Raw genomic sequence first — 25,356 nt, forward strand, 5'->3', positions numbered from 1 at the left:
ATCGCAAACATATCAAGCGAAGTAACAGCTCACCGAGCCGTAGGGACCATAGTCGGCCTGGATCGTGTCGCCTTTGCGGGTCTCGATCGGGCGAATGAAGGATCCCGCCAGCACCACTTGCCCCGCTTCCAGCGCCAATCCATTGGGCGCGATCTTGTTGGCGAGCCAGGCCACGGAGGTTGCGGGATGGTTGAGCACGCCCGCGGCAAGCCCGGTCTCTTCCAGCTGGCCGTTGCGAAAGCACAGCGCGCCGATCCAGCGCAGATCGGCGTCCATCGGGCGGATCGGCCGGCCGCCGAGCACGATGCCGGCATTGGCGGCGTTGTCGGCGATGGTGTCGAAGATCTTTCGTGTCGCTTTGGTTTGCGGATCGACGCGTTCAACGCGGGTATCGAGAATTTCCAGCGCCGGCACCACAAAATCGGTGGCGTTGAGCACGTCGAACATCGTGCAGTCGGGGCCCGAAAGCCGCGTCTTCATCACGAACGCAAGTTCGGCCTCGACGCGGGTCGCGATGAACCGGTCCGATGGCACGAGACCCCCATCGGCAAAGAACATGTCGTCGAGCAGGATGCCGGAATCCGGCTCGTTGATATTGAGCGCGCTCTGCATCGCCTTCGAGGTCAGGCCGATCTTGTGGCCTTTGACAATGCGGCCCTGCGCGATCTTCATCTCGACCCACGCCTTCTGGATGGCGTAGGCGTCCGCGATGGTGATGGCGGGGTGCTCGAGCGAAATCTGCCGGATCTGCGTGCGGGTCTTTTCCGCATGGTCCAGCCGCTCGGCGGCGGCGCGAATCTGGTCGGTGGAAAGGGCCATTTGCTCTCAGCAAAAAGATGGTGCCGGCAGATGATTAACATGTTAAGTGAAATCGATCAAACCGAATTAGCGCTTGCTGCACCGCAAAACTTTATTCCCTTTGATCAGCATTACTGATGGCGGACGATTGGCGGATGGCACGGAAGAAATCGCAGACGGAATCCAGCACGGAAACGGCCGAGACGGTGCGGCGCGCGCCGATGCGCGACTTTTCGCGTTCGCTGCCGATGTCGCTGCTGCGCGCTCGCGAAGCCGTGATGCGGCAGTTCCGGCCCTCCTTGCGCAATCACGGCCTGACCGAACAGCAATGGCGGATCCTGCGCGCGCTCACGACCGTGGATGCCATTGAAGTAACCGAGCTGGCGCGTGTCGCGTTTCTGCTGGGACCAAGCCTGTCGCGCATCCTGCGCGACCTCGAAGCGCGCCAGTTGATCGAGCGCCGTACGGCCAAGGCCGATCTGCGCCGCGCCGTGGTGTCGATATCAGCCAAGGGATTGAAACTGATCGAGGCGGTGGCACCGACCTCGGAAGCGATCTACGCCGAAATCACCAGCCGATATGGTGCCCGCAAACTTGCCGAATTGCAGGACATGCTGGGCGTGCTGGAACGCAGCCTCGTGGCCATGGAAGTGGCAGGCGAGGAAAGCGGCGAGATCGAGGAGTGAGCACAAATTTGCATGATGCTACCGGCGCCACGCATAGCGGCCAGGCAAATGATTGCAATCATTGCCCGAGCGCGACTGAGGCCATAGACACGCACGCCATTTTTCGCTCAAAGTGCAGCCAAGCTGGTCGTGAAAACCGGTGCGGGAGCTAGCGGTTTCGTCGCGGGATGATGCGGCTGGACCGAAAGACGAAGAACAGGCTGAACTCCAGACATGGTCACGATCCAAGTCAGCAATTTGATCGATTTCGTTGCCGAGGTCTTTTCCCGTTCGGAATCCTCCGCCGAAGAAGCAAGGCGCATCGCGACCTACCTGACAACAGCCAATCTCACCGGCCATGACAGCCACGGCGTGATCCGGGTGCCGCTCTATGTCAGCTGGAAGAAAACGGGAAGGGTGGTTCCCGATCAGACCGTCGAAATCGTGGTCGATACGCCTTCGCTTGCGGTCGTCGATGGCAAGTTCGGGTACGGACAGACCGTGACGCCGCAAGCGGTGCGGATCGGCATCGAGAAATGCAAGAAGGCGGGGCTGGCCGCGATCGCGCTGCGCAACGCCGGCCATATCGGCCGCGTCGGCGACTGGGCGGAAATGGCCGCGGCCGAAGGCCTGGTGTCGGTGCATTTCGTCAACGCCGCCGGCTCGCTGCTGGTTGCGCCCTATGGCGGCGTCGAGAAGCGGCTGTCGACCGCGCCCTATTGCGTCGGCATTCCGCGAATGGGCCAGGATCCGATCGTGCTCGATTTTGCGACCTCGGTCGTCGCCGAAGGCAAGGTGCTGGTCGCGAGCCGCGGCGGCAAGAAATTGCCTGAGGGTGCGTTGGTTGATGCCGACGGCACACTGAATGAAGACCCGGCAGTGCTCTATGGGCCGCACAGCGCGGAAGGCCCGCGCGATCACACCAAGGGTACCGGCGCGATCCGCGCGTTCGGCGAGCACAAGGGCTCAGGGCTCGCCTTCATCTGCGAACTGCTCGGCGGCGCATTGACCGGCACTGGTGCTACTTCGGCGGACCGGCAATTCGCCAACGGCATGCTCGCGATCTATGTTGATCCCAAAGTGATCGACACCAGCAATTTCTTCGACGGCGAAATCTCGCGCTATGTCGACTTCATCCGGGACACCAAGCCGATCTCAGGCGTTGACGCCGTGCTGATCCCCGGCGATCCCGAGAAGAAAATGCGTGCCGACCGCACCAACAACGGTGTGCCGCTGCCTGATGACACCTGGGCAGCGATCGTCAATACCGCCCGCGAGGTCGGTGTCAGCGAGGTCAGTATCCAGCGGGCCGTGAGCCAGGCTGTTCAGTGAAATCCACCGATTGCAACGATCACAAAAGGAAACGCGATCAATGACTACAAACAACGTCAAGAAAGTCTGGGCTTCGGGCAAGGCCGTCGTCAACGCCTGGCTGGCCATCCCGTCAGGGTTTTCGGCCGAAGTGATCGCGCAATGCGGCTTCGACAGCGTCACCGTGGATATGCAGCACGGTGTGCAGGACTATCAGTCGATGGTGCAGTGTTTCCAGGCGATGAACGGTCACCCGGTGACGCCGATGGTCCGCGTTCCCTGGAACGAGCCCGGCATCATCGGCAAGGTGCTCGACGGCGGCGCCTATGGCGTGATCTGCCCGATGATCAACACGCCGGAGGAAGCGAAGAACCTGGTTCAGTACGCGAAATATCCGCCGAAGGGCACGCGTTCGAACGGCCCTATCCGCTCCGGCATGTACGGTTCCGCCGGCACCTATCAGCAGACCGCAAATGACGAGATCGTGCTGCTGCCGATGATGGAGACCAAGACCGCGGTCGAGAACATGGAAGCAATCCTCGACGTCGAGGGCATCAACGGCGTCTATATCGGCCCCTCCGATCTCGGCTTCTCCTATGGCCTGGTGCCGAAGCTCGACCGCGAGGAGCCGGAAATCCTCAAGATCTACGAGAAGATCATCAAGGAATGCGGCAAGCGCGGTCTGCACGCTGGCATCCACTGCTCGGGCGCCGAAGGCGCCGTCCGCGCGATCAACATGGGCTTCAAGCTGGTGACGCTGTCGAACGAGAGCGGCCTGATGATGACCTACGCCAAGATGCAGGTGAACCAGACCCGCAAGGACTCAGCCGGCAAGGCGTAAGCTCCGGTCTTCCGGACGCAGTGCAGCGCCGCTTTAGCGGTGCATCGCAGAGCCGGGACCGATTTGTTGTGGTAAGACATGGGCCCCGGATCACCAGCATCCGGGGCTCGATCGTTTTGAGATAGCCAGGAGACCTGTCATGGCCCCAGCCCCAGTGATCCGCTTGCACCCCGATGATGGCGTGCTGATTGCACGCTCCAGCCTGCCGGCGGGCATGGTGGTGGCCGACGGCGTCACCACGGTCGAGCGGATTCCCGCCGGCCACAAGGTGGCGATCAAGCCGATCGCGGCCGGCGAGCCGGTGCGGCGCTACGGCCAGATTATCGGCTTTGCGACGATTCCCATCGCGCCGGGCCAGCACGTCCACACCCAGAATTGCGGCATGGGCGATTTCGCCAAGGATTATGCGTTCGGCGTCGACGTTACCCCGACGCCGAATTTCGATCTGCCCGCGACCTTCGACGGCATTCGCCGTTCCGACGGGCGGGTCGCGACCCGCAACTACATCGGCATCCTCACCTCGGTGAATTGCAGCGCGCATGTCGCGGGCATGGTCGCCGACATCTTCAAGAAAAATCCGTTCACCGGCGACAATCCGCTCGCGGATTTCCCCAATGTCGACGGCGTGGTGGCGCTGACCCACAAGACCGGCTGCGGCATGACGCAGGACGAGCCGCTGGCGCTGCTGCGGCGGACGCTCGGCGGTTACGCGCGGCATGCGAATTTTTCGGCGGTCGTGGTGCTCGGCCTCGGCTGCGAGGTCAACCAGATCGGCGGGCTGATGCAGGAGCAGAAGCTCGCGGGCCGTCTGCGCGCGATGGACATCCAGGAAGTCGGCGGCACCCGCAAGACAGTGGAAGCCGGCGTCGCCTTTGTGCGCGAGGCGTTGATCGACGCGAATAAGGTGAAGCGCGAGCCGGTACCCGCCAGCGAACTGACCGTGGCCCTGCAATGTGGCGGCTCCGACGGCTATTCAGGCGTGTCAGCCAATCCGGCGCTGGGCGCTGCGAGCGATCTTCTGGTGCGCCATGGCGGCACCGTGATCCTGTCGGAGACGCCGGAAACCTACGGCGCCGAACATCTGTTGACGCGCCGCGCAGTCAGCCGTGAGGTCGGCGAAAAACTCGTCGGCCTGATGCGCTGGTGGGATGAATACACGGCGCGGGAAGGCGCCGAGATGAACGCCAATCCGAGCCCCGGCAACAAGGCCGGCGGCCTCACGACGATTCTGGAAAAGTCACTGGGCGCGATGGCCAAGGCCGGCACCACCAATCTGGTCGACGTGCTCAACTACGCCGAGCCCGTCACCAAGAAGGGTTTTGTGTTCATGGATACGCCCGGCTACGACCCGGTCGCGGCGACCGGGCAGGTGGCGGGCGGCGCTAATCTGGTCTGCTTCACCACCGGCCGCGGCAGCGTGTTCGGCTGCAAGCCCGCGCCCTCGATCAAGCTTGCGACCAACACGCCGATGTACACCCGCATGGAAGAGGACATGGACGTCAATTGCGGCACCATCCTCGACGGCCAGGAGACCGTGCAGGAATGCGGCCAGCGCATCTTCGAGCTGATGCTGAAAACCGCATCGGGCCAGCCGACCAAGAGCGAGAGTTTTGATTTCGGCAGCGCCGAGTTTGCGCCGTGGGTGATTGGGGCGACGATGTAGGTTCGGCGTCGCGCTCTCTCTTCCGTCGTCCCGGCGAAGGCCGGGACCCATAGCCACCGGCCTTGGTTTGGCGGAAGACGTCAGCCATCTTGCCTCACTGAAAAATCACGCGGTATGGGTCCCGGCCTTCGCCGGGACGACGCGCGGATAGTTCCTAGGCACCCCGTGCCCGTTGTTAGTGCTTGATGTCGGCCGGAACCAGTGTTCTGCTTAAAAAAGCTGCTGGAGTAGCCCGTCCGTGTCGATCTTCGTCGCACTACATCACGTTACGCACTACAAATACGACCGACCGATCGACATCGGGCCTCAAACCGTACGCCTGCGGCCGGCGCCGCACACGCGCACGCCGATCCTGAGCTATTCGCTCAAGGTCACGCCTTCAAATCATTTCGTGAACTGGCAGCAGGATCCGCAAGGCAACTGGCTGGCGCGATTCGTTTTCCCGGAGAAGGCGACCGAGCTGAAGATCGAGGTCGATTTCTCGACGCAGATGACCGTGGTCAATCCGTTTGACTTCTTCGTCGAGCCCTATGCCACCAGTTTGCCGTTTCAATATACCGACGATCTCAAGACCGAGCTGGCGCCATATCTGGCGACATCGGACGAGGGGCCGCTATTTGCCGCTTATCTGAAGGACATCCCGCGCCAGGCCGACAGCACCGTCAATTTCCTGGTCGACCTCAACGCGCAGCTGCAGAAGAAAATCGGTTACGTCATCCGCATGGAGCCGGGCATCCAGACGCCGGAGGAGACGCTCGCCACCGGCTCCGGCTCGTGCCGCGACTCCGCCTGGCTCCTGATCCAGATTTTCAGGCACCTCGGGCTCGCGGCGCGTTTTGTCTCCGGCTACCTCATTCAACTCCGCCCCGACATCGATCCGGTCGAAGGCTCGCGCGAGGTCGAGAGCGATTTCACCGACCTGCACGCCTGGGCCGAGGTTTATCTGCCGGGCGCGGGCTGGATCGGCTTCGACGTCACCTCGGGCATGCTGACGGGCGAGGGGCACATTCCCGTCGCCGCCACGCCGCATTATCGTTCGGCGGCGCCGATCTCGGGCAGCGCCGGCTTTGCCAATGTCGAGTTCGGCTTCGAGATGAGCGTCAAGCGCATCCGCGAGGCGCCGCGGATCACGCGGCCGTTCTCGGACGAATCCTGGTCGCGTCTCGACAAGCTCGGCGAGGCGGTCGATGCCGATTTGAAGAAAGACGACGTGCGGCTGACGATGGGCGGCGAGCCGACCTTCGTTTCGGTCGACGATCTGGAATCGCCGGAATGGAATATCGCCGCCGTCGGCCCGACCAAGCGCGCGCTGGCCGACGATCTGATCCGCAAGTTGCGGGCGCGCTTTGCATCCGGCGGCCTGCTGCATTACGGGCAGGGCAAATGGTATCCGGGCGAGAGCCTGCCGCGCTGGGCGTTCGGGCTCTATTGGCGCAAGGATGGCGTGCCGATCTGGAAGAACGCCGAACTGATCGCGAACATCGAAAATCCGCGCAAGGCCGAAATCGCCGACGCCGAACATTTTGCCGAAGGCGTCGCACAAAAGCTCGGACTCACAACCGACTACGTGCTGCCCGCCTTCGAAGACACCGCGCATTGGCTGCAGAAGGAAGCGGCGCTGCCGGCGAATGTCGATCCGACCGACTCCAAATTGGCCGATCCGGAAGAGCGCTCACGGATGGCGCGGGTGTTCGATTCCGGGCTCAACAAGCCCAAGGGATTTGTGCTGCCCATCCAGCGCTGGAACGAGGCCTTCAAGCACCCGCCCGGGCACTGGCGCAGCGAACGCTGGAAGATCCGGCGCGGCTATCTGTTCCTGTTTCCAGGCGATTCCCCGCTGGGCCTGCGGCTGCCGATCGCTTCGCTGGAACACATTCCGCCGGAAGAATATCCCTACATCGTCGAGCAGGATCCGATGGAGCCACGCGACGAACTGGCAGCTTCCGACACGGGGACCAAAGCCAAGGACGCGAAGGCCAAGGAGAAGCCAAAACTCGAGCCCGTGCGCACGGCGATGTCGATCGAAATCCGCGACGGCGTTTTGTGCGCCTTCATGCCGCCGGTCGAGAAACTGGAAGATTATCTGGAGCTGATCACGGCGGTGGAGGCGACCGCCGAAGAGCTGCAGCTGCAGGTCCATGTCGAGGGCTACTCGCCGCCTTACGATCCGCGCGTCGAAGTCATCAAGGTGACGCCCGATCCCGGCGTGATCGAAATCAACATCCAGCCGGCGCAGAACTGGCGCGAGGCGGTCGACATCACCTTCGGCCTTTACGAGGACGCCGCCAAGACGCGCCTCGGCGCCAACCGTTTCCTCGTCGACGGCCGCCACACCGGCACCGGCGGTGGCAACCACGTCGTGGTCGGCGGCAGCACGCCGCAGGATTCACCGTTCCTGCGCCGGCCCGATCTCTTGAAGAGTCTCGTGCTGTACTGGCAGCGTCATCCGTCGCTGTCCTATCTGTTCTCGGGCATGTTCATCGGCCCGACCAGCCAGGCGCCGCGCATCGACGAGGCGCGGCATGACGGCCTCTATGAACTTGAAATCGCGCTGGCCCACGTGCCGCCGCCGGGCATCGAGGCGCCGCTATGGCTGGTCGACCGCCTGTTCCGGCACATCCTGGTCGACATAACAGGCAATACCCATCGCGCCGAAATCTGCATCGACAAGCTCTATTCGCCCGACGGGCCGACCGGCCGTCTCGGACTGGTCGAGTTCCGCGCGCTGGAAATGCCGCCCGATCCGCGCATGTCGCTGGCGCAGCAACTCTTGATCCGGGCGCTGATCGCAAAAATGTGGCGCGAGCCGCAACAGGGCAATTTCGTGCGCTGGGGCACCACGCTGCATGACCGCTTCATGCTGCCGCATTTTCTCTGGGAAGACTTTTTGGGCGTGCTCGAAGAACTCAAGCACTCCGGCTACGAATTCTCGCCGGAATGGTATTCGGCGCAGCTCGAGTTTCGCTTTCCGGTGTTCGGCCGGGTCCATCACGGCGGCGTTTCGCTGGAACTGCGGCAGGCACTGGAGCCGTGGCACGTGCTCGGCGAAGAAGGCTCGGCCGGCGGTACCGTGCGCTATGTCGATTCGTCGGTGGAACGGTTGCAGATCAAGGCGTCGGGCTTTGTCGAAGGCCGCCACGTCGTCACCTGCAATGGCCGGCGGATGCCGATGACGGCCACCGGCCGCTCCGGCGAAGCGGTCGCCGGCGTCCGTTTCAAGGCCTGGCAGCCGGCGTCCGGGCTGCATCCGACCATTCCGGTGCACGCGCCGCTGACATTTGATTTAATTGATACTTGGAATGGCCGCTCCCTCGGCGGCTGCGTCTACCATGTCGCCCATCCCGGTGGCCGCAGTTATGACACCAAGCCGGTCAATTCCTACGAGGCCGAGGCGCGGCGGCTGGCCCGGTTTCAGGACCACGGCCACACCCCGGGCAAGGTCGATCTGCCGCCCGAGGAACGCACAATAGAATTTCCTTTGACGCTCGACTTGAGGACGCCGCTCCGGCACTAAAGGCGCTGAGATCGGAGAGTCGGATGGCGGGGCAAGCCGGCAGTCAGGATAACAAGGCCCGTCCGGGCCAGCGCCGGATGGCGCAATGGACCCGTGACTACGCCCGGCTACCCGGAATTCCCGATGAATATATCGGCCAGGACGGTGCGCCCCGGCCGGCATGGGCGCGGTTTTTCGACGCCTTTGCCGCGCTGTCGCCCGCCGACATCGAGCGCCGATTCGCGTCCGCCGACCGCCATTTGCGGGAGGCCGGCGTCACCTATCGCGCGCCCGGCGAGACCGCGGACCGGCTCTGGCCGCTGAGCCATCTGCCGCTGATCATCGACGAGACCGACTGGCGGCAATTGACCACGGGCATCGCCCAGCGCGCGCAATTGCTCGAGATGATATTGCGCGACCTCTATGGCGAGGGCCGGCTGGTTGCGGACGGCGCCGTGCCGGCAGCGGCGATCGCCGGCAGCAACGAATATCTTCGCGCGGTCTGCGGCGTCAAACCGCCGGGCGGACGCTATCTGCATCTCTACGCCGCCGATGTCGGCCGCGGCCCCGATGGCCGCTGGTGGGTGCTCAGTGACCGTACGCAGGCGCCGTCGGGCGCCGGCTATGCGCTGGAAAACCGCCTGGTGCTGTCGCGCGCCTTTTCCAATCTCTACAAGTCGATGAATGTCGAACGCGTCGCGCCGTTCTTCGAGGCGTTCCGCGATTCATTGCGCGCGAGCGCCGACCGCGACGAGCCGCGCATCGGATTGCTGACGCCGGGCGCCTTCAACGAAACCTATTTCGAACATGCGACGATCGCGCGCTATCTCGGCTTCCTGCTGGTCGAGGGCGATGATCTTGCCGTCAGCGGCGACCGCATCCATATTCGCACCGTCGCCGGCCTGAAGCGGCTCGATGTGCTGCTGCGCCGGGTCGATTCCAATTTCCTCGATCCGCTGGAGCTCGATGCTTCCTCGCATCTTGGCGTGCCCGGCCTGATTGACGTACTGCGCAAGAGCGGCGTCGTGGTCGCCAACATGCCCGGCTCCGGCGTGCTGGAGGCGCGGGCGCTGCTCGGCTTCCTGCCCAATCTGTGCCGCCGCCTGCTCAGCGAGGATTTGCTGATGCCGCACATCGCGACCTGGTGGTGCGGCCAGAAATCAGCGCGCGAGGAAGTCCTGTCGCGGCTCGACGATTTCGCGATCGAGGGCGCCTATGGCCGTGCCGTGCCGGGCTTTCCGGGCAGCGGACCCGTGCTTGCGGGCGAGTTGTCGCCGACCGAGCGCGAGCGGCTCAGGTCTGCGATTTCCGATCGCGGTATCGACTTTGTCGGCCAGGAGTTGGTGCGGCTGTCGACGACGCCGACCTGGGAGAACGGCCGGATCACGCCGCGTCCGTTCGTGCTCCGGGTGTTTGCCGCCGCCACCCCGAACGGCTGGACCATCCTCCCGGGCGGCTTCTGCCGGATCGCCGATGAGCCCGATGCCCGTGCCGTATCGATGGGCGACGGGGCGCGGTCGGCCGACGTCTGGGTGGTGTCCGACAAGGCGATCCCGGCTTCGACGCTGCTGCCGGCGGCCGACACGGTGCGGATCAGGCGCATCGCGGGCGTGGTGCCGAGCCGTGCCGCAGACAATCTGTTCTGGCTCGGCCGCTATCTCGAACGCGCCGAGGCGACGCTGCGGCTGATCCGCGCGCTCGGCACGCCGACGCGCGAGTCCGGCAAGGGCGCACCAACCGGGGCATCGACCGCGCTGCATTCGGTCGAGCGCATCCAGCGGCTTCTGGTGACCTGGGGTGCGACCTCGCAGGCGAGCCGGGCCAATTCCGCCAAGGTCGCCGCCGAGGCGCTGCAAAGTGCGGAAAAATTCGGCTCGGCGCTGTCGCTGCTGCGATCGGCGCAGCGCACCGCGACTTCGCTGCGGGAGCGGCTTTCGCCCGACGCCTGGCAGGTCATCACCGAGATGGTGGAACGGCTTTCCGTGGAGGCCGACGACGATGACGGCATCGTCAGCGCCGCCGAATTGTCCTTGCAGGAGCTCGCGAGCTTTGCCGGGCTCGCGCAAGAGAATATGAACCGCGCCGCCGGCTGGCGCTTTCTCGAGATGGGCCGCCGCGCCGAGCGCGCCATCAACACCGCACGGTTTGCGCGTCAGTTCGCCTATGACGAAGCCGGCGACGAGGACCTCGATGTCCTGCTGACGCTGGTGGATTGCCAGATCACCTACCGTTCGCGCTATCTGGTCGGGCCGGCGCTGGCGCCGGTGCGCGATCTGGCGGTGCTCGACCCCTACAATCCGCGCTCGGTCGCGTTCCAGGTGGCGGCGCTCAATGAGCACATTGCGAGCCTTCCGAGCCTCAAGGAGCATGGTTTGATCGAGCGGCCGCAGCGTCTGGCCGTGGCGCTGCAGGCGATGCTGACGACCGCGGAAGCCGCGGCGCTGGATGTCAAAGCCCTGTTCGTGCTGGAGCAGGATCTGCTCAATCTCGCCGACGCCATCGGCCTGCATTACTTCCCGCACGGACCCAATGCGAGCCGGCCGGAGAAGCTGACGGGCCTCGCGTGATCTACGACATCCGTCACGTCACGACCTATAGCTATGAGAGCCCGGTGAGCTTTGCGCGCTGCTCGCTGCGGCTCGAGCCGCGCAGCGGCGACGGGCAGCAATTGGTCTCGCATTCCGTCGAGATCCGGCCACGGCCGGCGGAGCGCACGATACGTCGGGATTTTTTCGGAACCCATACCGAGAGCGTGCTGATCGAAACCGCGCATCGCAGCTTGCGGATCGATTCCAGGTCGCGGGTGCAGGTCACGCGCCAGGCGCTTGGCCGCACCGCGCCGAGCCCGTCATGGGAGAGCGTGCGCGACGTCGCCTTCGAGGCCTCGAGCCTCGGTCCGGCCTCGCCGGTCGGCTACGTCTTTGCAAGTTCGCTGGTGCCGGTGCTTGGGCCGGTCACGGCTTACGCCGCGGCAAGCTTTCCGCAAGGGCAGGGCATTCTCACAGGCGCGGTCGATCTGATGCACCGCATCCGCCACCAGTTCAAATACGATCCGAAAGCCACCGTGATCTCGACGCCGCTTCGGGAAGTGTTCGAGAAACGCCACGGCGTCTGCCAGGACTTTGCCCATGTGATGATCGCAGGTCTGCGGGGCCTCGGGCTGCCGGCGGCCTATGTCAGCGGTTACTTACGCACCTACCCGCCGGCGGGGAAGCCGCGCCTGCAGGGTGCCGACGCTACCCACGCCTGGGTGTCGGTGTGGTGCGGCAGTGAGATCGGCTGGATCGGGTTCGATCCGACCAACGACCTCCTGGTCGAGAACGACCACATCATCCTGGCGATGGGTCGCGACTTCTCCGACGTCTCGCCGGTCGACGGCATCATCGTGGGATCGCGCAAGCAGAAGCTCGCGGTGGCCGTGGACGTGGTGCCGGTGGAGTAATCCGGCGCCGCTTCAGCGGTACGCCGACGGCCTCGACTCAAAAAGTCGAAAACAACCCCATGCACAGTAACGGTATTTTTATACCTGAAGCTAAGTTCCTGTGTACCTTGTGTCCTGGACCGGGCCGGCGCGCAGGTTGCCGGAAGGATGTTTCGACCTCGCGAGAGCGTGCGGTTGCCGTCAGATTGTGGACGCCGTGAGGAATTAGGGGAAACTCTCATCGCGACTTCGTTCCGTTCGTGAGGCGGGTGGCGGATCGATTGAGTGCGCTGTCACCGAAATTGCACTGTCCTACACGTTTGAAGGCGAGCAATTCACCTAACAACGAGGCCCATTGCGTCGAAAGCACCTGCATCGCCAGCACGTTTCCACCAGCACGCTGGCTTTGGAGCGTTATCGGACGCACCGCTGATATCAGAGGATATCTTCTCTCAGCAGGTAAGCAGTCGCGGAACCTTTCTCTAAGAGGAAATTCAGAATGGCAAGAACCTGATGTTGAATTTGCGGCGTCGTACGAGCTTTATGTCTGTTCTGGAGCAGGTAGCCGCGCACCAGGTTCTCTAGATAATAAACCGTGTTGACCTCGAGCTCCCTCGAATCTAACTCGGGTGTTCGTTCGACGATGCCGCTGATCCACGAAATCCCGTCCTCAACAAAGCCGCTGCCGATCTCATTCAAGAGTTTCGCTAGAGAATAAAGTACCGCGGGGTGAACCGAATCGATCAGGCGCGCCTGACCCAACGGGATCCGGTCGGCCTTCCAATCGCCCTCCAAGCGTATTGATCCTGCTGATCTGCCGCTCCGCTGCGCCTTAGTCAGCTTCTGGTCCGAAGCAGACGCCGCCGCGGGCCAACCCGCCTACCGTGCGACGGAGCGAGCTGATAGCCTTGCAATAGCGGAGCGCTAGCCGACGGCAGATCACCCGGCAGAGGTAAGCCGGCGCGGCCGAGTGCGCGGCGTTGATGACAGGGAGTGACAAGATGATACTCAATCCGGATCATATCACGATCGCAGTGGCAGACGCCGACCGGGCGATCGCGTTCTTCGCGCTCCTTGGCTTCAAAAAGGGTCACGTCGCGACGATCGACGGTGGCGATCCCGCCCGGTACATGGGCATGCCGAGCATGAAAGCGCAGCACATCACCCTCGCACTCGAAGGCGCAAATCCTCATTTCGAGATTCAGCTGCTTGAGTTCGACCCGCCCCCGGCGACCGATCCGGGTGCGCACCCGACGAATCTGCGACAACTGGGCTTCAATCACCTCGCGTTCCGCGTCGACGACATTGAGGCGGCCACCGCGCACCTCGTGGCCAACGGCGTAACCGTGCTGAGCGACGAGATGGACTACATCAGCCGAAAGCTGCGGCTGTTCGAGGGTCCCGAGGGCATCACCGTAGAGTTGGTACAGTGGGACGGCTCAGACGCTTCTGGCTAAGGTCTCCAACTCGCGCCTGCCGTCAGCTGAGCTGGTTGCGATGTCGCCTTATGCATAGCAATCAAGTTTACGCAGATTGCGTAGACTTATCTGCGGTAGAAAATGCTCAAAACAAGAAACCAGAGCGTCGGTTCTGATTCGATCAGAACCGATCATGCACTAGGCAGCTGAGGACACCTTGTCTGGCTGGCAAGCGCGCTTGTCTGCGAAGGCCGTGTTGATGGCGTCGTGGAAGCGACGCAGCCAGTGCTCGGCTGTATTCGCGCGCGCTTCGGCTTCGGCCAGTCGTTTGGTGAGTTGTTCTACGTTCGCCTCACTTGCAATCAATCTTTCCTGGAGGCTGGCAATCTGTTGTGAAGCCTCAATTCGTTTCGAACGTGAATGCTGCAACAGTTCGAACGCCTTGGCCTGGATTTTGTGCGAGTGGCTTTCCACCATCTGCATGGCCTGGGCGGCGCCACTGATCAGCTCAAGGGCTTGAAGATGGTCTGGAGAATCGGCGTCTTTCGGTCGGGCCGCGGCTGACGGGACTGACAGGACCTCTTCGAGTTCGAAGCTGAATTCCGAATCACCCTGGTCCTCCGTCCGCGGTACAACGAGGCTGTAGACGTGAGGGCGACGGATTGCGTTTGGCTGCCTGCTGGTGGCTCTGCTCTCCCGGGCCATGTGTTCTCCTCCAATTCGGTGGGGCCGTGCCGGGACAATCGCAAGCGTATGGTTAACAAATGGTTAATGCGCACACGTGAAAAGGATGGTTGAGGGGTTGATACCCCTGGCGTTGCCGGCCTGGCGGATCAGATATCCGCCGATTTGGGAATCCGATATGGCTTCAGGATAACCTCTTCCCGCTCTAGGTGCCGGTGCGCCTGAAATCATCGACCGGGTCGGCACGCAGGTTGCGGAAGAATGTTTCGACTTCGCGGGACAGCGTTTCCGCGGTCGCCGTCAGGTCGCTGGAGGCTGTAAGGACCGAGGCCGCGGCGGTGCTGGTCTTGCCCATGGCGTCGCTGAGCGAGCCGATATTGACCACCAGCGTGCCGTTGCCTTGCGCGGCCAGTTGCGCGTTCTGCGAGATTTCGCGGGTCGCCAAATCCTGCTGCTCGATGGCGCCGGCGATCGCCGACGTCACGTCGTTGATCTCGCGCACCGCGTTGCCGATTTCACGGACGGCATCGACCGAGTTCCTGGTCGAGGTCTGGATCAGGCCGACGTTCTGGCCGATCTCGGCGGTCGCCTTGGCGGTCTGCTCGGCCAGCGCCTTGACCTCATGGGCGACGACGGCGAAGCCGCGGCCGGCGTCACCGGCGCGCGCGGCCTCGATCGTCGCGTTCAGCGCCAGCAGATTGGTCTGCTCGGCGATCGCCTGGATCAGGTTGAGCACGCCGTCGATGCGCTGCGTTGCGGCGGCAAGCCCTTCGATCTCGGTGACGGATTTTTCCGTGCGCAAGCCGGCCTGTTCGACCGCGCTGGCGGACTGGCGAACCTGGCGGCCGATCTCCTCGACGGAAGCGGACAGTTCTTCGGCGGCGCTGGCGACCGCGGAAACGTTGCTGGAAGCCTGCTCGGTGGCGCCTGACGCCGCAACCGCGCGTCCGCTGGCATCCGATGCCACGCTGGCGATGGTTTCGGCGGTGCCGCGCATCGACGTCGCGTTGTCGGTGACGGCGCGCAATACGCCGCCGATCGCTTCGCGGAAGGCGTCTACCGAGGCTTCGATCTGCCTGGCGCGTTGTTCGCGGGCCTTGGAATCCTCCACCACCTGCGAGTTCAGGTTGCGGTTGCGATCCATCGCCTCCTGGAAAATCTTGATGGCGCGCGCCAGCGCACCGATCTCGTCGCCGCGATTGGTGTGGGGCACCTCAACGCCTTCGGCGCCCTCGGCGACGCGCTTGATGGTGTCGGTGATGACGGACAGCGGACGCGCGACCGAACGGGAAATGATCAGCACGCCGATCACGACCACGATGATCGCCAGCACGCCCAGACCCGTGAGCACAAAGGCCAGCGTATGGTTGGCGTCGGCCTGCTGCGCCAGCTTCTTGCTGCGCTCGGCATAGACCTTGGAAAGCGCTTCGAGATCCTTGTTCAGGGCCGAGCGCACCTGGCGGTTGGCGTCATTGTCGCCCCATTCGCGGCCAGCGGCGGCGCCGATTTCGACGCCGCGCCGAACCAGTTCCTTGCGGAAGTCGATGAATTGTTCGATGCGCTTCTTGAAGGTGGCGAATTGCTCGGCGTCGTCGGCCTGTACCAGCGCCTGCCAGTTCCTCACGACTTCGAGAATGCTTTCGTTGAATTTGAGCAGCCCGTCGCCGTACCTCTTCACGACGGCGGGCTCCGTCGACATGTAGACACCGCGCGATTCCATCACCACCGCATAGACCAGCGAATTGACCCGCTCGACGTTCAGCGCAGCCCGGCTTGCCGTCGCGACGGCCTCGGTGAGGGCATTGTTCTGTCGGGTGTTGTAGTCGGAGAGGGCCGTGATGGCGGCGACGAGGACCGCGAACAACGCGAAGATCGAGTACAGCTTGGCTGCAAGCGAAAGGCGGGACAGCATGGATCTACCAGGAAAAGAGCTAGGGGATTTTATGGATTGGGTCATCGCGGCACTCCAAATGGGGCCGGTTGAGCACCGTCGGCCGTCGATAAATTGTGCAGAATTTTGATGGACAATGTCTTAACGCGCGAGCTTCGCCGAGCTGCAACTTTTGGAATTATTACATAAGAAGTTCAAATGGTTATCGCGGTGGTCGGCCAGCTGCGACACTGCGACCGGAGCACGCATTTCTTACCAAGGCGTTACTCACGGACGAGGTGCAATTTCGATGTGTTCGCGTGCTGCCGCCAGCCCACTCGCGGCTCTCGCTCAATCCGCAGCGGCAGGCTGGCTAACCGAAGTGAGGGCGCGCCACCTGCCTCAAGCGAGCAGATGAGTTCTCACGCAAGGTGAGCCGCATGCACCAGGAGCGCGAATCAAGCTAGACAACGAGCGCAGCGACGGAACGGAGACAGCTCGTCTTGCCCGGGCGGGCGAACGCGCAAACCCTGAAGCCATCGTCTGGGACCATCCTGTGCGCGGGACGCTGCTGCACCGTGTGGTTCGAGTGTGATTGAGGACGAGGGCTTATGGCTCAAACTGCCGACCTGACGGGCAATGTCGATCTCTATCTTCACGTTCGCGTGCTGGTCGCCATCATTCTCGGGCTCAGCGTCACCCGCTTGATCAGCGGCGTCGCGACATTGATCCAGCATCCCGGCCGCACCCCGATCTGGTCTGTTCATCTGGGCTGGGTCGCCTGGGCGCTCCTGAACGTGGTCACGTTCTGGTGGTGGGAGTTTCGGCTGAGCTTCGTGCAGCATTGGACGTTTGGCCTGTACGCCTTCATCTGCGTGTACGCGTCGATGTACTATTTCCTGAGCGCGCTGCTTTTTCCTCAGGATCTCGATGATTATCAGGGCTATCAGGACTATTTTCTCGACCGCCGCCGCTGGTTCTTTGGCTTGATTGCCCTGACGGAAGCGCTCGATGTGGTCGATACCTTGATAAAGGGCGAGCAACATCTACGTTCCCTGGGACCTGAATATCTGCCGCGGATCGGCGCATTCGTGCTGCTATGCGTGGTGGGCGCGATAACGCGCAATCCGAGATTCCATAAGCTGTTTGTGTTCGCCGCGATCGCTTATGAGATTAGCTTTTTCGGCCGCTATTACGGTACACTGAACTAGCACCGGGCGGCGGCCACGGCGTGGAGCGAGAGCAGGGGCCTGGAGATCAGCATGGTCTATCGCCAAGCCATCGATGCCACCTCTTACGTCTTCGACGATTTGCGCGACCTGCTTGCCAAGGCGACGCCGCCGCGTTCCGGCGATCGCCTGGCCGGCGTCGCAGCCGACAGCGCCCAGCAGATGATTGCGGCGCGGATGGCGCTCGCGAATGTCCCGCTCAAGCAGTTCCTGAGCGAGACGGTGGTGCCTTACGAGGACGACGAGGTCACCCGGCTGATCGTCGATAGCCACGATGCGGCAGGCTTTGCCACCATCTCGTCGCTGACGGTGGGCGGGTTTCGCGACTGGCTGCTCTCGGACGCTGCGACCTCCGCGGTGCTGAAGCAGATATCGCGCGGGATCACGCCGGAAATGGCCGCCGCCGTGTCCAAATTGATGCGCAACCAGGATCTGATCCTGGTTGCGAAGAAATGCGCCGTCACGACGGCGTTTCGCAACACCATCGGCCTGAAGGGCCGGATGAGCGTCCGCCTGCAGCCCAACCATCCCTTTGACGACGCCAGGGGCATTACCGCCTCGATCCTCGACGGCATCCTGCTCGGATCGGGCGATGCCTGTATCGGCATCAACCCGGCGAGCGACGATCCGGCCGTGATCGGCGAACTCGTGCGCCTGCTCGACGGCGTCATCGCGCGGCTGCAGATCCCGACCCAGGGCTGCGTGCTCACCCATGTCACGACCACGCTCGGGCTGATCGGGCAGGGCGCGCCCGTCGATCTCGTATTCCAGTCGATTGCAGGGACCGAGGCCGCCAACCGCAGCTTTGGCGTCGATCTGGCGCTGTTGCGGGAGGCGTGGCAGGCCGGGTTATCGCTACGCCGCGGTACCGTCGGCGACAATGTGATGTATTTCGAGACCGGGCAGGGCTCGGCGCTGTCGGCTGGCGCCCATCACAATGTCGATCAGCAGACGCTGGAAGCGCGGGCCTATGCGGTGGCGCGCGCCTTCGATCCCTTGCTGGTCAACAGCGTGGTCGGCTTTATCGGCCCGGAATACCTGTATGACGGCAAGGAGATCATCCGCGCCGGGCTGGAGGACCATTTCTGCGGCAAGCTGCTCGGCCTGCCGCTTGGCGTCGACGTCTGCTACACCAACCATGCCGAGGCCGATCAGGACGACATGGACAATCTGCTGACGCTGCTGGCGGCCGCCGGCGTTACTTTCATCATGGGGGTCCCGGGCGCGGATGACGTGATGCTGAACTATCAGTCCACCTCATTCCACGATGCGCTCTATGTCCGGGACCTGTTCGGCTTGAAACGGGCACCCGAATTCGACGACTGGCTGCTGCGCAGCGGGCTTGCCGGCGCCGATTTCCGCCTTGCGGGTGACGCGGGCCTGCTACCCGAATTTGCGTCACGGCTGATCGCTTGAACCGTCCGGACGCGCGCCGTGACTAACCTGTCACGCAACCATCGGGCCGCCAGCGGGTTATAAGGGGCCGCCACAATCTTGAAGAATTTCTGGCCCACCCTTCAATGACGTGCTTAACTTTGTGACAGGGCTTTGGCTGAGGAAGTTTGATGAGAGCTGAAGGCATTGAGACGGCACGGCGCATCCTGTGTGTCTTCCCGCGATACACGTCTTCTTTTGGCACGTTCGAGTATGCCTACCCTTTGACCGACGGCGTCCAGGCTTTCATGCCGCCGCAGGGGTTGCTGCTGATCGCGGCCTATTTGCCGGCCAACTGGTCGGTCCGCTTCGTCGACGAAAACCTCCGCCCCGCCACCAGGGAAGATTTCGAGTGGGCGGAAGCGGTATTCGTCAGCGGCATGCACATCCAGCGCCAGCAGATGAACGACATCTGCCGCCGCGCCCACGCCTTCGACCTCGCTGTTGCGATCGGCGGGCCGTCGGTCAGCGCGTGCCCGGATTACTATCCCTCGTTCGATTATCTCCATGTTGGCGAACTCGGCGACGCGACCAATGATTTGATCGCGCGGCTGGCGCGCGACCCGTCACGGCCTGAGCAGCAGGTGGTGCTGAAGACCGCCGATCGCCTCGCGATGACGGAATTTCCGATCCCGGCCTATGAACTCGCCGAGACCAGAAAATATCTCCTCGGCAGTATCCAGTATTCGAGCGGCTGTCCGTATCAGTGCGAGTTCTGCGACATCCCCGGCCTTTATGGGCGCAATCCGCGCCTGAAATCACCGCAGCAGATCATCGCCGAACTCGACAAGCTGCGCGAATGTGGAATGACCGACACGGTTTATTTCGTCGATGACAATTTCATCGGCAACCGCAAGGCGGCGCTCGACCTGCTGCCGCATCTTGTCGAATGGCAGAAGCGAACCGGCTACATCACGCGGCTCGCGTGCGAGGCGACGCTGAACATCGCCAAGCGGCCGGAGATTCTCCAGCTGATGCAGGAGGCTTTCTTCGTCACCGTGTTCTGCGGCATCGAGACTCCCGATCCCGACGCGCTGAAGGCGATGCACAAGGACCACAACATGATGGTCCCGATCCTGGAAGGCATCCACACCATCAATTCCTATGGCATGGAGGTCGTCTCCGGCATCATCATGGGTCTCGATACCGACAAGCCCGAGACCGCCGACGCGTTGCTGGCCTTTGTCGATGAATCCCGGATTCCGCTGCTGACGATCAACCTGCTGCAGGCGCTACCGAAGACGCCGCTGTGGGATCGCCTGCAAAAGGAAGGTCGGCTGCTTGAGGAAGACGAAAGCCGCGACTCCAATGTCGCTTTCCTGCTGCCCTATGACCAGGTGGTCAGTTCATGGCGCAAATGCATGGAATTCGCCTATGAACCCGCGCGGCTGTTCGCGCGCTATCAGTACCAGTGCGAATACACCTACGCCAACCGTATCAAAAGGCCTGTCAGCCCGGAGATGCGCAGCTGGGCCAATATCCGGCGCGGCCTGATCATGCTGCGCAATATCTTCTGGAAAGTCGGGGTGCTCGGCGACTACCGGAAGGCGTTCTGGAAATTCGCGCTGCGGCGGCTGCGGCAGGGCGACATCGAGGGCCTGATCGGTTCGGCGATGATCGCGCATCATCTGATCTTGTTCGCGCGTGCAGCCTCCGGCGGCCAGCAGAGCGCATCGAACTATTCGATCCGGCTGCGCGAGGCCTCGGTCCCCGCCGAGTAACCAGAGCGTTTTCGAGCGATGTGGGTACCGGTTCGCATAGCAATCAAGTTTACGCAGCTTGCGTAGACTTATCTGCGGTAGAAGACGCGTCAAACAAAACAGGTGCCGATATGAAAACGCCGGCGCCGCCGTCCCGTTCGCTGAGCGATCTGCGGGAGCTGACGCCGGCGCGCGTCGGGCTTGGCCGGGCCGGCGCCAGCATGCCGACCGAGGCGCTGCTCGCCTTTACCCTCGACCACGCACGGGCCCGCGATGCGGTTCATGGCGCCTTCGACACGTCGCGTCTCGTCGAGGGATTGGCCAGTCTTAACGGTCTTCTTGGACTGGCGCCGGTTCTCCTCTCCAGTCAGGCGCGCAACCGGCGCGATTATCTGCGCCGCCCCGATCTCGGACGCATGCTCGATCCGGCCTCGCAACGCGCGCTGGCCGATCGAAGCGGTGGCCCGTGCCAGCTGGCCATCGTGGTCGGCGACGGCCTCTCGCCGGCGGCGGTCAATGTCCATGCGGTCGAACTGGTTCGCCATCTGGTTCCGCGATTGAAGGAAGCCGGGATCCAGCCCGGCGGTACCGCGGTTGTCTCCGGCGCGCGCGTGGCGCTGGGTGACGAGATCGGCGCCATGTTCGGCGCGCGGATGGTCCTGATGCTGATCGGCGAGCGGCCGGGCCTGTCGGCGCCGGACAGCCTCGGGGCCTATCTGACCTTTGCGCCGCGCATCGGCCTCACCGACGCGATGCGCAACTGCGTCTCCAACATCCACGGCGCGGGGCTGAGCTACGATGAAGCCGCCTTCAAGATCGCCTGGCTGGTGCGCGAGGGGCTGGCCCGGCAGGTCACGGGCGTCGCACTAAAAGATGAAAGCGGCGGCGCGGCGCCGGCGCGGATCGGGGCTGGTTAGTTCAAGTGTGACAAATCAGAGACTTAGCGCTGATTTTCGTGATCTGCACGGCGATTTGACCCCCGCCGCGCGCTTGCCGTATGCGGTCCGGGCCTGTAAAACGGCGGCGGTTAATTTACCGCGTGATTTCAAGGGCTAGCGCCAATCAGCGCCAATCAGATATGGGGCTGACTGAGCCGCATCCGCGCCCGCAACCCAAGCTACAATTCAAGCCGACGTGAGAACTGGACAGGGCATGCTCGAAAAGAACATTGAAAGTCGGGTCCACGTCGAGGAAATCGAGGAGCCGCCGCCGCCCGGGCAGAGCATCGCCTTCGGGCTCGAGCGCATGGGGCTGATCGCGGTCAAGGCGCCCATCCTGTCCTGCCTCATCCTGGCGGCCCTGATGATCGCGGCGATCTTCGGAATCCAGCGCATCAAGATCGACGATTCGCTGAGCCAGCTGTTCCGCTCGGATTCCAAGGACTACAAGCAGTACGAGGCCGTCACAAAGCGCTTCCCGGCGACCGAATTCGACGTGCTGGTCGTGGTCGAAGGCAAGAGGTTGCTGGCGCGGCCCAATCTCGAAAAGATCCGCGACATGGTCACCGACCTGCAACTGGTCGATGGCGTGCGCGGTCTGGTCTCGCTGTTTTCGGCGCGTCAGGCGCCCGAACGCGGCAAGCTGCCGGCGGCGCTGTTCCCCTCCGATTTGCCGGAAGGCGCGGCCTACGACAAATTCGTCGAGACCGTGAAGACCAACGAGATCATTCGCGGCAAATTGTTGTCCGAGGACGGCACGCTGGCGCTGATGGTGCTGTCGCTTGAACCATCGATCGTCGCCAGCAAAGACCTCTCCAGGGTGATCGCCGATATCCGCAAGATCATGGCCGACGATCTCGCCGGCAGCGGGCTCAATGCGCAGCTGTCCGGCGTTCCGGTCATGCAGCTCGAGATCCGCAACGCGGTCAAGCGCGACGGGTTGACCTACAACATCCTCGGCATCCTGGCCGGCTGCATCATCGCGATCATCTTCTTCCGCAAGATATCGTTCATGATCATCGCGGCCTTCCCGCCGATCATCGCGATCCTGCTCGCGCTCGGCGGTCTCGGCTGGGCCGGATTCAATCTCAACATGTTCCTGAACGTGATGACGCCGCTCATCATGGTGATCAGCTTCTCCGATTCGATGCAGCTGACCTTCGCGGCGCGCGACCGGCTGATCGCGGGGCAGGACAAATACACGGCCTTCAAGAACGCCGTGCTGGTGGTGGGGCCGGCCTGCGTGCTCACCCACGGCACCGCGGGCATCTCGTTCATCGCGCTGCAATTCTCCGACTCCGAATTGATCCGCAAGTTCGGCGAGGCGGGCCTTGCCGCCACCATCATCGCGCTGATCGCGGTGCTGTCGCTGGTGCCCGCCTTCGGCGTGCTTCTGGTGCGCAACGAAAAGATCATGGCGGTGAAATTCCAGGGCGCCGACGCCGGCGTTCAGGCGCTGCGCAATTTCTGTTACTGGATCGCCGTGCGCATGGTGAGCCGCCCCGGGCTGTTCAGCCTGCTGGCGGTGATCCTGGTTGCCGGTCTCGGCTATATCTACGCCACGCTGGAGCCGCGCTACCGGCTCGCCGACCAGGTGCCTGACAAGCGCCAGGCGGTGGCGGCGTCGAGCCGGCTCGATGCCAAGCTCACCGGCGCCAATCCGATCGACGTGCTGATCGAATTCCCCAAGGGCGCCTCGCTCTACTCGCCGGACACCCTGAAGACGATCGCCGACGTCCATTCGATGGTGGAAACCGCGGCCGGCGTCGGCAATGTCTGGTCGCTGGAAACGCTGCGCCGCTGGCTTTCCGAGAAGGCCGGCAGCAGCGATGTCGGGACGCTGAAGGAATATGTCAGCGTCATCCCCGAACATCTGGTGCGGCGCTTCATCTCGGCCGATCAGGACGCCGTGGTGGTGTCGGGCCGCGTGCCCGATCTCGATTCAAGCGAGATCCTGCCGGTGGTCGACAAGCTCGACGCGGCGCTCAACAAGGTGCGCGCCGAGCATCCCGGCTATGAGATCGCGGTGACGGGCCTGTCGGCGATCGCCGCGCGCAACAGCGCCAACATGATCCAGAAGCTCAACCACGGCCTCACGATCGAATTCCTGCTGGTCGCGATCTTCATCGGCCTCGCGTTCCGCTCGGTCGTGGTGATGTTCTCCTGCATCCTGCCGGGCATCTTCCCCGTGGTGGCGTCGGGCATGGTGCTGTGGCTGATGGACGAGGGGTTGCAATTCGCCAGCGTGGTGGCGCTGACGGTGTCGTTCGGCCTCGGCCTCAGCGCGACGATCCACTTCCTGAACCGCTTGCGGCTGGAGTCGAAGCCCGGCATCAGTCCGGAACTGGCGGTGGAACGCGCCACCGTGCTGGTCGGCCCGGCGTTGATCCTGACCACGGTGGTGCTGGCCTGCGGCCTCGTCGTGACGGTGTTTTCGGACCTGCCGTCGCTGCGCCTGTTTGGCTGGCTCAGCGCGTTCTCGATGGTCGCAGCATTGGTCGCGGATCTCTTCATCCTGCGGCCGACGTCGATGTTCCTGATCAACCTGTCGGACAAGATCCGTGGCACCGGCGCTCACGCCAAGCCGGCAAAATAGCAGATCGGCAGAGCAGCGGGTCAAGCCGTCAATTCAAGAAGCCGTCGATACGAAAAGAGCCAGGTTCTGAATCAACAGAACCTGGCTCTGATACTAAAGAGGACCGCTTGATCAGGTCTTCGTCAGCGTGATGTTGACGCCGCGGATTTCGCCCTTGGAGCTGATCTGGACGATCTGCTTGGTGCCGTTGGTCCGCAAGTTCAAATTGGCCGCAAATCCGGACGCCTCGACGAACACGTCGATCTGTCCGCCGCCCGCGGTGCCCTGCAGGTTGCCGAAGATGTTGCGGCTCTTTTCGCTCCAGTTGCCGGAGATACGGTCACCCTGGCTGGTGACGTCGCTGGAGAGAACGAATTTGTAGCTGTCGCTGGCGCAGTTCAGGTTCTGCTTCAGGCCGAGCCCGTTCGCGTTGACCTTGTAGTCGGCCTTGCAGCGGATGTTTTCCGTGGTGCCGTTGGACAGCGCGACCGTGCCTGCGCCCGCCCAATTTCCGTCAAAACCGGCAAACGGGCCTCCCGCCTGCGTGTAGCCTGCGGAGACCGACAACATCAGCGCGGCGCCAACGCCGACGGCCGTGAGAGCCTGACCAAACAGGCTGGAACCAAACATTTTCATTGTGATTTTCCCATCAAAATAGACGTTCTTTCAAAGACACGTCTCGCCCACATCGAAGATTTAGTGTTCCCGCGATATGTTAGGTTCAAATGACAAAATGCCAGCTGCGGCGATAGCGCCCCGACAGGCGGCATTTTCACGCACTGGAATCAAGAAATATCCGTCGAGCTTCGTCGGCAGCATCTAGCTTTGCGGGGGCCTGTCCGCAACAGCCAAGTGCGAAGAAAAATGTGTTGAAAATAGGCGTTATATATCAATTGGTTGATGGATTGGCGGCGCCGTCGCAAATTTGGCCGCATTTACCAGTGCTTGTCGTTTGCTCATTGCTGCGCTACGCGGCGTCTTCAAACAAATCCGTCCCGGCGATGCTGAAACACGATTCGGGAACAGGATTTCTTGCTGCCGAAATGAAGGAATACGATGCGTAAACTTTTCCTGGCTCTCTCTTTATTGTCGATCGCGGTGTCATCGGATGCCTTCGCCCAGCAGCGCAGTGGAACGCCGGAAGAGCAAAAGGCGTGCTCCCGTGACGTGCAGCGCTTTTGCCGCGCGGTGATTGATCAGGGCGATTTCACCATCCTGGCCTGCCTGCAACAAAATCGCCCGAAGATCACGGCTGCCTGCGACCAGGTGCTGAAAAGCCACGGGCAATAACCCGCGCTCACATCGGTTAACCGTCG

The 25,356-nt window shown here is 62.9% G+C and carries 20 protein-coding genes; 15 read left to right on the plus strand and 5 right to left on the minus strand.

Going from position 1 to position 25,356, the window contains the following annotated elements; translation table 11 throughout:
* Positions 1–12: 12 nt before the first annotated feature.
* Entirely contained in the window at positions 13–819 is an 807-nt protein-coding gene (hpaH, locus tag JQ600_RS14630) for a 2-oxo-hept-4-ene-1,7-dioate hydratase (protein WP_212265496.1), read from the minus strand.
* A gap of 134 nt (positions 820–953) precedes the next feature.
* Here hpaH and hpaR point away from each other — a divergent pair, with 134 nt between their 5' ends.
* The 7 genes from hpaR (at position 954) to JQ600_RS14665 (ending at position 12,213) form a co-directional block, all read left to right on the plus strand.
* A complete protein-coding gene (hpaR, locus tag JQ600_RS14635) occupies positions 954–1,484 on the plus strand; it encodes a homoprotocatechuate degradation operon regulator HpaR (protein ID WP_212265495.1) in 531 nt (176 codons plus the stop codon).
* 213 nt (positions 1,485–1,697) lie between these two features.
* The gene (locus JQ600_RS14640; protein ID WP_212385727.1) at positions 1,698–2,795 is read left to right on the plus strand and encodes a malate/lactate/ureidoglycolate dehydrogenase; all 1,098 of its coding nucleotides are present in this window, start codon (positions 1,698–1,700) and stop codon (positions 2,793–2,795) included.
* A 40-nt stretch (positions 2,796–2,835) separates the two neighbouring features.
* Positions 2,836–3,615: an HpcH/HpaI aldolase/citrate lyase family protein gene (locus JQ600_RS14645; protein WP_192737343.1), complete on the plus strand. Its 780-nt coding sequence runs from the start codon at positions 2,836–2,838 to the stop codon at positions 3,613–3,615.
* Between the two features lie 139 nt (positions 3,616–3,754).
* Positions 3,755–5,278 (plus strand): UxaA family hydrolase, encoded by a 1,524-nt coding sequence (locus tag JQ600_RS14650; RefSeq protein ID WP_212385726.1) that lies wholly within the window; start codon positions 3,755–3,757, stop codon positions 5,276–5,278.
* A 238-nt stretch (positions 5,279–5,516) separates the two neighbouring features.
* On the plus strand, positions 5,517–8,792 hold the full coding sequence (locus JQ600_RS14655; protein ID WP_212489965.1) for a DUF2126 domain-containing protein: 3,276 nt from the start codon (positions 5,517–5,519) through the stop codon (positions 8,790–8,792).
* Positions 8,793–8,815: 23 nt separating this feature from the next.
* Entirely contained in the window at positions 8,816–11,338 is a 2,523-nt protein-coding gene (locus JQ600_RS14660; RefSeq protein WP_249132930.1) for a circularly permuted type 2 ATP-grasp protein, read from the plus strand.
* On the plus strand, positions 11,335–12,213 hold the full coding sequence (locus JQ600_RS14665; protein WP_212385724.1) for a transglutaminase family protein: 879 nt from the start codon (positions 11,335–11,337) through the stop codon (positions 12,211–12,213). The genes JQ600_RS14660 and JQ600_RS14665 overlap by 4 nt, the downstream gene beginning before the upstream one ends.
* Positions 12,214–12,627: 414 nt before the next feature.
* Here the strand turns inward: JQ600_RS14665 and JQ600_RS14670 are convergent, their stop codons facing one another.
* Positions 12,628–12,987, minus strand: coding sequence for a hypothetical protein (locus JQ600_RS14670; RefSeq protein WP_212489966.1), 360 nt, complete (start codon positions 12,985–12,987; stop codon positions 12,628–12,630).
* 206 nt (positions 12,988–13,193) lie between these two features.
* Here JQ600_RS14670 and JQ600_RS14675 point away from each other — a divergent pair, with 206 nt between their 5' ends.
* Complete coding sequence (locus JQ600_RS14675; RefSeq protein WP_212265489.1) at positions 13,194–13,649, plus strand: VOC family protein; 456 nt, start codon at positions 13,194–13,196, stop codon at positions 13,647–13,649.
* A gap of 159 nt (positions 13,650–13,808) precedes the next feature.
* Here the strand turns inward: JQ600_RS14675 and JQ600_RS14680 are convergent, their stop codons facing one another.
* Positions 13,809–14,315, minus strand: coding sequence for a hypothetical protein (locus JQ600_RS14680; protein ID WP_212385722.1), 507 nt, complete (start codon positions 14,313–14,315; stop codon positions 13,809–13,811).
* Between the two features lie 184 nt (positions 14,316–14,499).
* Positions 14,500–16,206, minus strand: a complete 1,707-nt coding sequence (locus JQ600_RS14685; protein WP_212265487.1) for a methyl-accepting chemotaxis protein — start codon at positions 16,204–16,206, stop codon at positions 14,500–14,502.
* Between the two features lie 569 nt (positions 16,207–16,775).
* Between JQ600_RS14685 and JQ600_RS14690 the strand changes: the two genes are divergently transcribed.
* The 5 genes from JQ600_RS14690 (at position 16,776) to JQ600_RS14710 (ending at position 24,061) form a co-directional block, all read left to right on the plus strand.
* Entirely contained in the window at positions 16,776–17,375 is a 600-nt protein-coding gene (locus JQ600_RS14690; protein WP_212265486.1) for a hypothetical protein, read from the plus strand.
* Between the two features lie 51 nt (positions 17,376–17,426).
* Positions 17,427–18,809: an ethanolamine ammonia-lyase subunit EutB gene (locus JQ600_RS14695; RefSeq protein ID WP_212385721.1), complete on the plus strand. Its 1,383-nt coding sequence runs from the start codon at positions 17,427–17,429 to the stop codon at positions 18,807–18,809.
* A 149-nt stretch (positions 18,810–18,958) separates the two neighbouring features.
* Positions 18,959–20,548, plus strand: coding sequence for a B12-binding domain-containing radical SAM protein (locus JQ600_RS14700; protein WP_212265484.1), 1,590 nt, complete (start codon positions 18,959–18,961; stop codon positions 20,546–20,548).
* Between the two features lie 110 nt (positions 20,549–20,658).
* The gene (eutC, locus tag JQ600_RS14705) at positions 20,659–21,444 is read left to right on the plus strand and encodes an ethanolamine ammonia-lyase subunit EutC (protein WP_212265483.1); all 786 of its coding nucleotides are present in this window, start codon (positions 20,659–20,661) and stop codon (positions 21,442–21,444) included.
* A gap of 235 nt (positions 21,445–21,679) precedes the next feature.
* On the plus strand, positions 21,680–24,061 hold the full coding sequence (locus JQ600_RS14710) for an RND family transporter (RefSeq protein WP_212385720.1): 2,382 nt from the start codon (positions 21,680–21,682) through the stop codon (positions 24,059–24,061).
* Positions 24,062–24,172: 111 nt separating this feature from the next.
* Here JQ600_RS14710 and JQ600_RS14715 read toward each other — a convergent pair whose 3' ends face one another.
* The gene (locus JQ600_RS14715) at positions 24,173–24,676 is read right to left on the minus strand and encodes a hypothetical protein (RefSeq protein WP_192737358.1); all 504 of its coding nucleotides are present in this window, start codon (positions 24,674–24,676) and stop codon (positions 24,173–24,175) included.
* A 233-nt stretch (positions 24,677–24,909) separates the two neighbouring features.
* Here JQ600_RS14715 and JQ600_RS14720 point away from each other — a divergent pair, with 233 nt between their 5' ends.
* A complete protein-coding gene (locus JQ600_RS14720) occupies positions 24,910–25,104 on the plus strand; it encodes a hypothetical protein (protein ID WP_212385719.1) in 195 nt (64 codons plus the stop codon).
* Complete coding sequence (locus JQ600_RS14725; protein ID WP_212265480.1) at positions 25,097–25,330, plus strand: hypothetical protein; 234 nt, start codon at positions 25,097–25,099, stop codon at positions 25,328–25,330. Before JQ600_RS14720 ends, JQ600_RS14725 begins: the two co-directional genes overlap by 8 nt.
* Positions 25,331–25,356 lie beyond the last annotated feature (26 nt).

It is taken from the genome of Bradyrhizobium sp. AUGA SZCCT0176, assembly GCF_018130145.1.
In the GTDB taxonomy this organism is placed as follows: Bacteria; Pseudomonadota; Alphaproteobacteria; order Rhizobiales; family Xanthobacteraceae; genus Bradyrhizobium.